General features: G+C 70.6%; 9 protein-coding genes, 1 pseudogene and 1 riboswitch. Of the genes and pseudogenes, 9 read left to right on the top strand and 1 reads right to left on the bottom strand.

The window, feature by feature from the left end; all coding sequences use genetic code 11:
- Positions 1-77 precede the first annotated feature (77 nt).
- The 6 genes from qcrC to NQO67_RS17690 all read left to right on the top strand — a co-directional run bounded on the left by qcrC (position 78) and on the right by NQO67_RS17690 (position 8,985).
- A complete protein-coding gene (gene qcrC, locus NQO67_RS17665; protein WP_255950968.1) occupies positions 78-887 on the top strand; it encodes a cytochrome bc1 complex diheme cytochrome c subunit in 810 nt (269 codons plus the stop codon).
- Positions 884-1,939 carry a cytochrome bc1 complex Rieske iron-sulfur subunit gene (qcrA, locus tag NQO67_RS17670; protein ID WP_255950969.1) on the top strand — a complete coding sequence of 352 codons (1,056 nt, stop codon included), beginning with the start codon at positions 884-886 and terminating at the stop codon, positions 1,937-1,939. Before qcrC ends, qcrA begins: the two co-directional genes overlap by 4 nt.
- Before the next feature lie 2 nt (positions 1,940-1,941).
- A complete protein-coding gene (gene qcrB, locus NQO67_RS17675; protein ID WP_255950970.1) occupies positions 1,942-3,585 on the top strand; it encodes a cytochrome bc1 complex cytochrome b subunit in 1,644 nt (547 codons plus the stop codon).
- 149 nt (positions 3,586-3,734) lie between these two features.
- Positions 3,735-4,799: an anthranilate phosphoribosyltransferase gene (gene trpD, locus NQO67_RS17680; RefSeq protein ID WP_255950971.1), complete on the top strand. Its 1,065-nt coding sequence runs from the start codon at positions 3,735-3,737 to the stop codon at positions 4,797-4,799.
- Between the two features lie 77 nt (positions 4,800-4,876).
- A riboswitch (SAM riboswitch) is annotated at positions 4,877-4,993 on the top strand.
- Positions 4,994-5,320: 327 nt separating this feature from the next.
- Complete coding sequence (locus NQO67_RS17685; protein WP_255950972.1) at positions 5,321-6,706, top strand: aminotransferase class V-fold PLP-dependent enzyme; 1,386 nt, start codon at positions 5,321-5,323, stop codon at positions 6,704-6,706.
- Positions 6,707-6,744: 38 nt separating this feature from the next.
- The gene (locus tag NQO67_RS17690) at positions 6,745-8,985 is read left to right on the top strand and encodes a protein kinase domain-containing protein (RefSeq protein WP_255950973.1); all 2,241 of its coding nucleotides are present in this window, start codon (positions 6,745-6,747) and stop codon (positions 8,983-8,985) included.
- A gap of 67 nt (positions 8,986-9,052) precedes the next feature.
- Here the strand turns inward: NQO67_RS17690 and NQO67_RS17695 are convergent, their stop codons facing one another.
- A complete protein-coding gene (locus tag NQO67_RS17695; protein ID WP_255950974.1) occupies positions 9,053-9,334 on the bottom strand; it encodes an Lrp/AsnC family transcriptional regulator in 282 nt (93 codons plus the stop codon).
- A 313-nt stretch (positions 9,335-9,647) separates the two neighbouring features.
- Between NQO67_RS17695 and NQO67_RS17700 the strand changes: the two are divergent.
- From NQO67_RS17700 to NQO67_RS17710, 3 genes and pseudogenes are all read left to right on the top strand, one after another.
- Positions 9,648-9,855: pseudogene (locus NQO67_RS17700) on the top strand (hypothetical protein).
- Between the two features lie 38 nt (positions 9,856-9,893).
- Positions 9,894-11,243, top strand: coding sequence for an NYN domain-containing protein (locus tag NQO67_RS17705; protein WP_255950975.1), 1,350 nt, complete (start codon positions 9,894-9,896; stop codon positions 11,241-11,243).
- Positions 11,244-11,589: 346 nt separating this feature from the next.
- Complete coding sequence (locus tag NQO67_RS17710; protein WP_255950976.1) at positions 11,590-12,612, top strand: C40 family peptidase; 1,023 nt, start codon at positions 11,590-11,592, stop codon at positions 12,610-12,612.
- Positions 12,613-12,825: the final 213 nt, after the last annotated feature.

Genomic DNA, 12,825 nt, shown 5'->3' on the forward strand with positions numbered 1-12,825 from the left:
CCGCGGCCCGCCCACAGCCGAAGCATCGCACCATCCCTGAAGCATCGACGCAGAAGATCCTGACACCGGGGTAATCCGTGAAAAAGCTCTCCGCACGACGACGCCATCCCCTGGCGGCAGTCGTCGTCCTACTCCTCGCGTTGGCGGCCACCGGGGGGCTGTACACCGCGTTCGCCCCTGCGGACCAGGCACAGGCCGACGAGACCGCCCAGTCCCTCGCCATCGACGAGGGCAAGCGGCTGTTCTCCGTGGGCTGCGCCAGCTGCCATGGGACCGGCGGACAGGGCAGCTCCGACGGCCCGTCCCTGGTGGGCGTCGGTGCCGCAGCCGTCGACTTCCAGGTCGGCACCGGCCGGATGCCGTTGCAGCAGCAGGGTGCCCAGGCGCCGAAGAAGAAGGTCATCTACTCGCAGGCAGAGATCGACCAGCTCGCGGCGTACGTCGCCTCCCTGGGTGCCGGACCGGCCAAGCCGACGAAGAACCAGACGGACCCGTCGGGCGCCGACATCGCCAAGGGCGGCGAACTGTTCAGGACCAACTGCGCGCAGTGCCACAACTTCACCGGTGAGGGCGGGGCGTTGACGCACGGCAAGTACGCGCCCAACCTGCGGGACACCAGCCCCAAGCACATCTACGAGGCCATGCTCACCGGCCCGCAGAACATGCCGTCCTTCCCCGACACCACCATGCCGGAGAAGAACAAGAAGGACATCATCGCGTACCTGCACGCGGTCAACAGCTCCGAGTCCACCACCCCCGGCGGCCTCAAGCTGGGCGGACTCGGCCCCGTTGCCGAGGGTCTGTTCGCCTGGATCTTCGGCCTCGGCGCGCTGATCGCCGTCGCAGCCTGGGTCGCCGCTCGGACCGCAAAGGCCAAGAGGTCATGAGTAGCCACGACGACATTCCAGAAGAGAACCTGCCCGAGAAGCGTGGGGAGCACGGCGAGGTAGAGCCCGCCGAGGAGAACCCGTTCGAGGACCCGGGACTGCCGCCCCACGAGCACCGGATCCAGGACATCGACGAACGTGCCGCCAAGCGCTCCGAGCGCAGCGTCGCCCTGATGTTCACGATCTCCATGCTGGCCACCGTGGGCTTCATCGCCTCGTACGTCACGATCAAGCCGGGCAAGTCGATCTACGTCTTCCCGCTCGGGCACATCAGCGCGCTCAACTTCGCCCTCGGCACCACGCTGGGCGTCGCCCTCTTCGCCATCGGCGCGGGCGCCGTGCACTGGGCGCGCACCCTGATGTCGGACGTGGAGATCGCCGACGAGCGGCACCCCATCGAGGCGTCGCCCGAGACCAAGGAGAAGGTCCTCAGCGACTTCCGGCAGGGCGCCAAGGAGTCCGCGATCGGCCGCCGAGGCCTGATCCGTACCACCATGTTCGGCGCGCTGGCGCTGGTGCCCCTCGCCGGCGTCGTGCTGCTGCGCGACCTCGGCACGCTGCCCGAGGACAAGCTGCGCCACACCCTGTGGGGCAAGGGCAAGCTCCTCGTCAACACCAACACCGACCTGCCGCTGCGTCCCGAGGACGTCCCCGTCGGATCGCTGACCTTCGCCAAGCCGCAGGGCCTCAAGGAGGACGACGAGGACTTCCAGCAGCAGATCGCCAAGGCGGCGCTGATGATCGTCCGGCTCCAGCCGGAGAACATCAAGGACAAGCGCGAGCTCGACTGGTCCCACGACGGCATCGTGGCCTACTCGAAGATCTGCACCCACGTGGGTTGCCCGATCTCCCTGTACGAGCAGCAGACGCACCACGTGCTGTGCCCGTGCCACCAGTCCACCTTCGACCTCTCCGACGGCGGCCGAGTGCTGTTCGGCCCGGCGGGGCACGCCCTTCCGCAGCTGCGCATCGGCGTGAACAAGGACGGCTACCTCGAAGCGCTCGGCGACTTCGCGGAGCCCGTCGGTCCTGCTTTCTGGGAGCGTGGATGACGATGAGCGGAACGTCGACCAACACAACCAACGCTTCGCGCCGCCAGGCGCCCGCCGGTGAGCGGGTCGCCGACTGGGCGGACGGCCGGCTCGGGATCTACTCCCTGGCCAAGTCCAACATGCGCAAGATCTTCCCGGACCACTGGTCCTTCATGTTGGGCGAGGTCTGCCTCTACAGCTTCATCATCATCATCCTCACGGGTGTGTATCTGACGTTGTTCTTCCACCCGTCGATGAACGAGGTGGCGTACCACGGCTCTTACGTCCCGTTGCAGGGCCAGATGATGTCCGAGGCCTTCAACTCGACGATGCACATCAGCTTCGACGTGCGCGGCGGCCTGCTGATCCGGCAGATCCACCACTGGGCGGCGCTGGTCTTCCTCGCCGGCATGTTCGCGCACATGATGCGGGTCTTCTTCACCGGCGCGTTCCGCAAGCCGCGTGAGATCAACTGGGTCTTCGGCTTCCTGCTGTTCGTGCTCGGCATGTTCACCGGCTTCACCGGCTACTCGTTGCCGGACGACCTGCTCTCCGGCACCGGTGTCCGCTTCATGGAAGGCGCGATCCTCGGTACGCCGATCGTCGGTACCTACATGTCGTTCTTCCTGTTCGGCGGGGAGTTCCCGGGCGGCGACTTCGTGGCCCGCTTCTACGCGGTGCACATCCTGCTGCTGCCGGGCATCATGCTCGGCCTGCTGGTGGGCCACCTGATCCTGGTCTTCTACCACAAGCACACCCAGTTCGCCGGCCCCGGACGGACCGAGAAGAACGTGGTCGGCATGCCGCTGCTGCCGGTCTACATGGCCAAGGCGGGAGGCTTCTTCTTCCTGGTCTTCGGCGTCATCGCGATCATCGCCGCATGCTTCTCGATCAACCCGATCTGGGCCATCGGACCGTACCGGCCCGACATGGTCTCCACCGGTGCGCAACCCGACTGGTACATGGGCTTCTCCGAGGGCCTGATCCGTGTGATGCCTGGCTGGGAGATCAACTTCCTGGGCCATACGCTCGTCCTGGGCGTGGCCATCCCGCTGGTCGTGGTCTTCCCGCTGGTGCTCGTCGTCCTCGCGGTGTACCCGTTCATCGAGGCCTGGGTCACCGGCGACAAGCGCGAGCACCACATCCTGGACCGGCCGCGCAACGCCCCCACGCGTACCGCCATCGGTGTCGGCTGGGTCACCTGGTACGTGGTGATGCTGATCGGCGGTGGCAACGACCTGATCGCCACGCACTACCACCTGTCGATCAACTCGATCACCTGGTTCGTGCGGATCGCGTTCTTCGTGGCACCGGTGCTGGCGTTCCTCATCACCAAGCGGATCTGCCTCGGCCTCCAGCGCCGTGACCGTGACAAGGTGCTGCACGGCCGCGAGTCCGGCATCATCAAGCGGCTGCCGCACGGTGAGTTCATCGAGGTCCACGAGCCGCTCAACGCGGAGCAGCTGCACACGCTCACCGCGCACGAGCAGTACAAGCCAGCGGAGCTCGGCCCGGCCGTCGACGAGAACGGTGTGCCGCGGCGGGTCTCGCCCGGCCAGCGGCTCCGGGCGAAGCTCTCCCGCGGCTACTACGGCGAGGGGAACCAGATCCCGAAGCCGACCGCGGAGGAGTACAAGGAGCTCACCAGCGGTCACGGTCACCACTGAGGTACCGCTGACCAGCACTGAAGCACCACCGCCGGCCCCGCCGGCACGGCACAGGGCCCCGTCCACTGCTCGGACGGGGCCCTGAGCCGTGCCCGGACCTGGATAGGCTGGGCGGCGACCGAAGCATGCGACGACCACAGGAGCGGCTGATGAACGCTGTGCACCCCGCTGGAGGCCACACCGCGGCGGGCCGTTCCTGGCCCCAGGCACTGAACGCCCTGCTCGCCGGCGAGAACCTGGACGCGGACGCCACCGCCTGGGCGATGGACCGCATCATGACGGGCGAGGCCACCGATGCGCAGATCGCCGGTTTCGTGGTGGCCCTCAGAGCCAAGGGCGAGACCGTCGAGGAGATCAACGGGCTCGTCCGGACGATGTACGAGCACGCCAAGGTGATCGAGGTGCCCGGGAAGACGGTGGACATCGTCGGCACCGGTGGCGACGGTGCCAAGACCGTCAACATCTCCACCATGTCGGCGATCGTCGTCGCCGGCACGGGAGCCACGGTCGTCAAGCACGGCAACCGTGCCGCGTCCTCCGCGTCCGGTGCCTCGGACGTCCTGGAGAAGCTCGGGGTCAACCTGGAGCTGACCCCGCAGCGGGTGGCCGAGGTGGCGCAGGAGGCCGGGATCACCTTCTGCTTCGCGATCAAGTTCCACCCGGCGCTGCGTCATGTCGGCGCCGCACGCGCCCAGTTGAGCATCCGCACGGTGTTCAACATCCTGGGTCCGCTCACCAACCCCGCCCGGGTACGCGCCCAGGCGGTCGGCGTCGCCGATCCGCGCATGGCGCCGGTCGTCGCGGGCGTCTTCGCCGAACGCGGCAACTCCTCCCTGGTCTTCCGGGGGGACGACGGCCTCGACGAGCTGACCACCACGGCCACCTCCCGCGTGTGGTCCGTCCGCGACGGCAAGGTCACCGAGGAGAGCTTCGACCCCCGCGACGTCGGCATCGAGCTGGTCCCGGTCGAGGCCCTGCGCGGCGGTGACCCGTCGTACAACGCGGAGGTCGCCCGCAGGCTCCTCGACGGCGAGACGGGCCCCGTACGGGACGCCGTGCTCCTGAACGCGGCGGCCGCACTCGTCGCCCTCGACCCGGGCCCCGGGACGCTGGCCGAGCAGATCCACGCCGCCATGGCCAAGACGGCGGAGTCGATCGACTCCGGCGCCGCCAAGCGCACCCTGGACCGCTGGGTGGCCGCCAGCAACGCCTAGGCGTGTCGACCGGAAGCGGTCCCGCAATCCGGACAGGAGTTGCGGGACCGCGAGCGCTTCACTTAGGTTCCTGACCAGGTCAAGAGCGACAGTCATACGGCCCCGGCCGGCTGTCCGGCAACCCTCCGTCCGTGGCGGGGTGCCCCGGGTGAAGACCAGGCCGTGGACAGCAGGGTCCACGGCAAGCGCGGACCCCTCGCACGCTTCTCATCGAGTGTGGGGCCAGGGGTCCTGGTCGTACGAGGGAGCCTCCCGTGAGCAAGCGAATGCGCTAGGGGGTCTCTGACGGCTCTCCGCGGCGTCGCGACGCCTGGCACACTCCCCCACTGCCTCAAGGGCGTGGGAGGTACCCCCACGCGCCGCGCCGAACGCCGCTCCTCCTTCCACGGAGATCCATCAGAAACCCCCTGAGGCCGCAGAGCCCCGCCTCCGCACCCCCTCCACCCTTTCCATCGCGCCGTCGACGCCCCCGCGCGGGCCTGTCCGGCGTGGTGATCCGCTGCCGCCACGGGAGTACCCCCATGCCTGTCTCCACCTCCGCCTTCGCCTCCACCTCCGCCCCGGCCGCCGGACCGTCCGTGGGCGTCCCGCTGCCCGTGCTGGGACGGGACGTCACCGTCCCGCTCGTCACCGGCGGCGAGGTCGGATACGCCGCCCTCGACCACGCGGCCAGCGCTCCCGCGCTGCAACGCGTCTGGGACGACATCGCGGCGTACGCGCCCTACTACGGCTCCGTGCACCGTGGCGCCGGCTATCTGTCGCAGTTGTCCACCGACCTCTTCGAGAACGCACGCGGGACGGTGGCCGCCTTCCTGGACTGCCGGGACGACGACCAGGTGGTCTTCACCCGGTCCACCACCGACTCGCTCAACCTGCTCGCCGCCGCCCTGCCGGCCGACTGCCGCGTCCTCGTCTTCGAGACCGAGCATCACGCCGCCCTGCTGCCCTGGCCCGCGGACCGGGTGACCCACCTGGCGGCGCCGCGCAGCCCCGAGCAGGCGGTGCTGGCCGTGAGCCGTGCGCTCGCCGCGCACCCGGCGGGCACGCCCGCCCTGGTCTGCGTGACCGGCGCGTCCAACGTCACCGGTGAGCTCTGGCCGGTGCGCGAGATCGCGGCGGTCGCGCACGCACACGGCGCACGTGTCGTGCTGGACGCCGCCCAGCTCGTGCCGCACCACCCGGTGTCGGTCCGCGAACTCGACGTCGACTGGGTCGCCTTCTCCGGCCACAAGCTGTACGCGCCGTTCGGCGCCGGGGTGCTGGCCGGCCGTGCCGACTGGCTGCGGGCGGCCGACCCGTACCTCGCCGGCGGCGGAGCCAGCCGCAGGGTCAGCCGGCGCACCGACGGCGGCGTGCACGTCGAGTGGCACGAGGGCGCCGCACGGCACGAGGCGGGCTCGCCCAACGTCATCGGCGCCTACGCCATCGCCTCCGCCTGCCGGGCCCTCACCGACGCCGGCTTCGACACGCTCGTCCCCCGTGAGCGGTACCTGCTGCGCACGCTGCGCGAGGGGCTCGCCGAGGTGCCCCAGGTGCGGGTGCTCTCGCTGTTCGGCGACGACGCCGCGCGGGTCGGCGTGGTCTCCTTCGTCGTCGCCGGCTGGAACAGCTCCCACTTCGCCGCCGCGCTCTCCGCCGAGTACGGCATCGGCGTACGCGACGGCCTGTTCTGCGCCCATCCGCTGGTGCACACCCTGCTGGGCGGCGATCCGCAGACCCAGGGCGAGTGCGGCGCCCCGGACGCGGCGCCCGGCGAGCCGTCCCTGAACGCGGTCCGCGTCAGCTTCGGCGTGGGCACCCCCGACGAGCACGTCGAGCGCTTCGTCCGCGCGGTGGGGGAACTGGTGCGCGACGGAGCCCGGTGGACGTACCGCACCCAGGACGGCCGGTGCGTCCCGGCGGTCTGACTCCCTGACGGGTACGCGACGTATACGCTCCCTCTGACGTGGCTCGTGGACACGGGGGGAGCGGAAAGGTGCAGGCGCTGCGCGAGGCGGATCCGCGGCGGATCGGCCCGTACGAGGTCCTGGGCAGGTTGGGCGCGGGCGGCATGGGCGAGGTGTACCTCGCCGAGGCCCGTACCGGGCCCAGGCTGGCCGTCAAGGTGGTCAGGGCCGAGCACGCCGAGGACCGCACCTTCCGGGCCCGGTTCCGCCAGGAGGTGCGCGCCGCGCAGACCGTCGGCGGCGCCGGAACGTACACCGCGCGGGTCGTCGACGCGGACACCGAAGCCGAACGCCCGTGGATGGCCACCGAGTTCGTCGACGGTCCGAACCTGCGGGACGCCGTCCTCGACCAGGGGGCGCTGCCCGAGCAGGCGGTGCGCACCCTGGCCGGCGCGCTCGGCGAGGCGCTGGCCGCGATCCACGCCAAGGGCATGGTGCACCGCGACCTGAAGCCGTCCAACATCCTGCTGGCCGCCGACGGCCCGAGGGTCATCGACTTCGGGATCGTCCGGGCCCTGGAGGCGACCGTACTGACCCGCACCGGGACGGTCGTCGGCTCGGTCGGCTTCGTCTCGCCCGAGCAGATCCGCAACGGCGCGACCGTGGGGCCGCCGAGCGACGTCTTCTCGCTCGGCACGGTCCTCGCCTACGCGGCGGCCGGCCGCGGGCCGTTCGGCGAGGGGCAGGACTCGGTGGTCCTGCTGCGCATCCTGACCAGGGACTTCGATCTGTCCGGGGTGCCTGCGGACCTCCGGCCGCTGGTGGAGTCATGCCTGCGCGAGGACACCGAGCAGCGGCCCACCCCGCACGAGGTGGTCAAGGCTGCCGGGCACACGGCGCGCACCCTGCGGGAAAGCATGCGGCCCGGCTGGTACTCGCCGCCGGCCGGATCCACCGGCGGCGGGGCCGACGAAGCCGCCCGGGCCGGCGGCGAGGAGCGCTGGCTCCCGCAGCACGGGTCGGTGGAGGGCGAGAGCCGGGTCGAGTACATGGCCCCGGTGACGGTGACGGACGTCCCGGCACCGAAGCCGACGCCCGGGACTTCCCGACGTCGCCTGCTGACCGCCCTGACCGGCGGTGCTGCGGTCGCGGCGGTGGGCGGTCTCGGCGGCTGGCTCTGGCTGCGGGACCCGGGGGACAAGGACGGCGGATCCGGCGGGGCGTCCTCCCCGCCCTCCGGGGCCGCGCACCCGCACAAGCCTGCGACGGCCACGGTCGGCTGGCAGTACGCGCTCGGCAAGGACCGCGACCTGTCCGAAGGCTGGGGTGCCTGCGGGGCGCTCTCCCCGGACGGCTCCGTGCTCTATCTCGCGGTGGACGACGGCACCCTGCGGGCCGTCGGCACCGCCGACGGCAAGGAGCGCTGGCAGGTGCGCTACACGAGCAAGTTCGACGAGTACGCGGTCGTCACCACCCCCGCGGTCGGGCGGGACGGGACCGTCTACGTGGGCGTGCGGGCGAACAGCGGAGGGGAGCCCGCACAGCTGCGGGCGGTGACCCCGAAAGGCAAGGCCGCCTGGTCGCGAGCGCTGCCCGGCGACATCACCGACACGGTCCAGGTGGCCGGCTCCCGGGTGCTCGTCGGCTACGCCAGCAGCCCGCCGGACGGGCCCGGCGGCGTCTGCGCGTTCAGCCTGAGCGGCCATCCGGCCTGGGACACCGGGATGCCGGGAGCGCCGGACGTCGCGCCGACGGTCGCCGGCGGCGTGGTGTACGTGGGGAACTACGACAACCACCTGCATGCCCTGCGAGCGTCGGACGGCAGTGAGCTGTGGAAGCTCCAGCTGGAGAGCGACGTCTACCGGCCCGCCGTCTCGGGAGACACCATCGCCGTGGGCGTCAACGGCGGCTCGGCCGCCCTGTACGGCATCAGCACGGCAGGCAGGCAACGGTGGAGGAAGCCGGGCCGCGGTACCGGAATCCCCTTCGCCCCGCTCACCCTGGGATCCGTCTTCATCGTCTCGACCGGGCGGGAACTGATCGCGACGGGCACCGACGGTTCCGCGCTCTGGAAGCACCCGATCGGTGACGACGGCGGCCAGCCGGCGGTGGTCGGTGACCTGTGCTGCGTGCGTTCGGGCAGTGAGATCCACGCCCTCGACGTGAAGGGCCGCGTGCGGTGGAAGGTGGAGGTCGGTGGCATGGCCCTCGATCTGCTCGCCCCGGTGGTCGCCGGCGACGGCAAGCGGTTCTACACCGCGTCGGGGGAGGGCGTTGCGGCCGTCGACATCAAGGGGTGATCGAGGTGCTCCCGTGACCCGGGAACCATCCGGCCCGGGGAGGCGCCGCCGAAGTGCGGGGCACGGGTCAGCTGTCCAGCCCGATCGCGAACGCGGCCTCCAGGTCGTGCTGCGAGTAGGTACGGAACGCGACATGCGTGTCCGTGGCCTGGACGCCCGGGATCCTGCTGATCCGGCCGGGAATGATGTCCGCGAGGTCGTCGTGCGAGGCGACCCGGACCATGGCGATCAGGTCGTAGGTGCCCGTCACGGAGAACACCTCGCTGACGCTGTCCAGCGCGGCGATCGACTCGGCGATCTCCGGGATCCGGTCCACGCTGGTCTTGATGAGCACGATCGCGGTGATCACGGCTGGCTGTCTCCCTCGGTGACCGGTCTTGGCCCCTCACTGTAGCCGCCCGGTGGGGCTCCGGGCGGGCCGCCTTTGCCTCGTTCGTCAGCAGAGCAGAACAAACGGTGACCAAGGGGTGTGCCGTGGTGTGGGGTCACGCCGCCCACGCACCTGCGGCCCGTCAAGGCCGTAGGGTTACCACCCGAACGCACCGTGCAACCCAGTGCGCCGAGCCCTGGGACGCTCGACTAAACAGGCGCACTCTGGAAACGCGAGGGAGGGCACAGCAGAATGACGGCACTCGCCGGCGGCCGAGCTCCGTCGGCGTCGCATCCGCTGCGGCGATCCCGCTCGGTTCGACGTGACGCGTCCTTCCCGGGCTGGTCACGCAGGTGCCCTTCGACCCGGCCGGTGGGGCCGGGGTCGGGGAGCACGAGGTGGTGAATGAGACCATCGAGTCCGTGCGCTGCCCTTGGTGCGATGCGGTGAACCAGCCAGACCGGACGGCGCTGGCGGACAAGCCGGGCGCCGGTTCCTGACGGGAGCGGTGCCCACGACTCCCTTGGAGTGACGGACGATGGTGGAGAGCGCGGGCGGGAGGCCGGGCGACGGCACCGCTGAGGTGCTCGACCGCCCGCTGCCCGAAGGTGTGCGCCGTCGGGTCGTCCAGATCGTCTCGGACGGCTTCGGCGGCCTCACGGTCGCCGAGCTGCCCGCGGCGCTGCGGCAGTACGCCCGGTTCACGCCGAACCGCCGCGCCAAGTTCGCCGGGAACGCCATGGCCTCCGCCGTGGAGAGCGAGCCGTTGTTCCGCCAGCGCATCGCCGAACGGCTCCGCGAGACCCAGTCCGAGCTGGCCACCGCACTCGACTCGGGCACCCCGCCGCCCGCCGCCGATCCGCTCGACGTGGCCGCGGCGGCCTATGTGCTGCGCCCCCCGGGCTGGGTGAAGCTGGTCACCGCAGCGGGCGAGGAGGTCCAGCGGGCCGACGCCGAACGCGCCGACGACCGGGCCAAGGCCGAACTGACCCGGCTGCGCGTCGAGCTGGCCGAGGCCAGGGAGCAGACCAGGAGCGAGACCGAAGGGCTGCGCATCGAGCTGGAGGCGGCGAAGAAGGAGGCCGAGTCGCTGCGCCGCAAGTTGCGCGGCGCCCTCAGCGACGTCAAGCGCGGCGAGGCCGCGGTCCGCAAGGCGCGCGACGAGATCGAGGCGGCACGTGCCGAAGGGCAGGCGCAGGCGTCGGTCGCGGAGAGCGAGGCACGGCGCCTCAGGTCCCGGCTGTCCGAGGCGGAGTCGGCGCTGGAGGCCACTCGCAGAGCGGCTCGTGAGGGCCGCAGCGTCGAGGACATGCGGCTGCGCCTGCTGCTCGACACCCTGCTCGACTCCGCCCAGGGGCTGCGCCGCGAACTCGCCCTGCCGCCCGTCTCGGTGCGGCCGGCGGAGACCGTGGAGGCGGTCGAGCCGGGGCAGATGACCCCGAAGGACATCGCGGCACGTGCCCTGTCGGAGCATGATCCGGCCATTCTTGATCAGCTGCTGGCGCTGCCGCAGGCCCATCTCGTCGTGGACGGGTACAACGTCACCAAGACCGGCTATCCGCAGATGCCGCTGGAGAAACAGCGGCTGCGACTGCTCGGGGCGCTCTCGCTGCTGGCCGCCCAGACCGGCGCCGAGGTCACCTGCGTCTTCGACGGCGCCGAACTCGCCGCGCCGGTGCTGCTGGCGCCGCCGCGCGGCGTGCGGGTGCTCTTCTCCAAGCCGAAGGTGACGGCGGACGAGCTGATCCGCCAACTGGTCCGTGCCGAGCCGCCGGGGCGGCCGGTGATCGTGGTCTCCACGGACCGCGAAGTCGCCGACGGCATCGCCAAGGCGGGTGCGCGCCCGGTGGCCTCCGTCGTCCTGCTCAAACGCCTCTCCCGGGGCTGATCGCCGGCCTCGCGCGATTCGGCGCGCCTTCGTTCCCGACCGCTCGCCGGCGACTTCGGGCTTTGAATCCCCTACGCACCATCGGCAACATGTGCCTTCAATGCCCCGATTAAGGATATCTGTGCGCAACGTAGCGTCAGCTCTATATCACTAGTGGTGAGTTATGGGTAAAGAAAACCCTGAGCAAGGCAGTTTTTCTCCGTCAGGATTTGAACTGATCACAAGAAGGTCACTAGGGTCTGGCCTCGAACCTCCGCTCGGGTGATCGCTCATCGGGAGCGACGGTGGAGGGGCACCCGCCCACCAGTGTTCCGGTAGGCGGCTGGAGGAGAAGGAGCTCGCCTCCGTGGCGTCCCACCGTCGATCCAAACAGCCGAGCCGCGCACGCGTGACCGTGCTCACCGCGACCGCCGCAGCCGCTGTCGCCCTGACCTCGCAGGCCGCCCAGGCCACTCCGAAGCAGAGCAAGGAAGAGGTCAAGGCCAAGGTCGACAAGCTCTACCACGAGGCGGAGACGGCCACCGAGAAGTACGACGGGGCCAAGGAGCGGGCGAAGAAGCTCGAGAAGCAGGTCGGCGACCTCCAGGACAAGGTGGCCCGCGGCCAGGGCGAGCTGAACGACCTGCGGGACGACCTCGGTTCGGTGGCGAGCGCCCAGTACCGCTCGGGCGGCATCGACCCCTCCGTGCAGCTCTTCCTCTCGTCCGACCCGGACGACTACCTGGACAAGGCCTCCACCCTCGATCAGCTCAGCGGCCAGCAGGTCGAAGCGCTGAAGAAGATCCAGGAGAAGCAGCGCACCCTCGCGCAGGAGCGCAAGGAAGCCACCGCCAAGCTCAAGGATCTCCAGGAGACCCGCAAGGAGCTCGGCAAGAAGAAGAAGCAGATCCAGGGCAAGCTCTCCGAGGCCCAGAAGCTCCTCAACACCCTGACCGAAAAGGAGCGGCAGCAACTCGCCGCCGACGAGGCCAGGGCCAGCCGGGACAGCGAGGGCCGTCTCGGTGGCGGTGTCCCCGCCTCCGGTCGGGCCGGCGCGGCCTTCTCCGCCGCCCAGACCAAGATCGGCTCGCCGTACGTCTACGGCGCCACGGGCCCCAGCTCCTTCGACTGCTCCGGCCTCACCTCGTGGGCCTACGCCCAGGCCGGTGTGTCCATACCCCGCACCTCCCAGGCCCAGGCCAACGCCGGGACGCGTATCTACTCCGCCAGCCAGCTCAAGGTCGGCGACCTCGTCCTCTTCTACAGCGACCTGAGCCACATCGGCCTCTACGCGGGCAACGGCCAGATCCTGCACGCCCCGCACACCGGTGCCAACGTGCGCTACGAATCCCTCAACGCCATGCCCTTCCAGTTCGGCGTGCGCGTCTGAGCCGACTCCAGGTGCCGCTCCGGTCGGCACCGTCGGACGGCTCGGCGACACGTCACGTCACGTCGCCGGGCCGATCGCCCACGAACGAGGGAATTCCCCGCCGTCGCCGTACTCCCATGACCCGCCGCTGACCTGCGTCTGCGGCGGGTTTCGCGCGCTACCGCACGGCACGGGCACAATACGGAACGTAGCCATGACGGGTGCGAATGGTTA

This window comes from Streptomyces odontomachi (assembly GCF_024435355.1).
Classification (GTDB): domain Bacteria; phylum Actinomycetota; class Actinomycetes; order Streptomycetales; family Streptomycetaceae; genus Streptomyces; species Streptomyces odontomachi.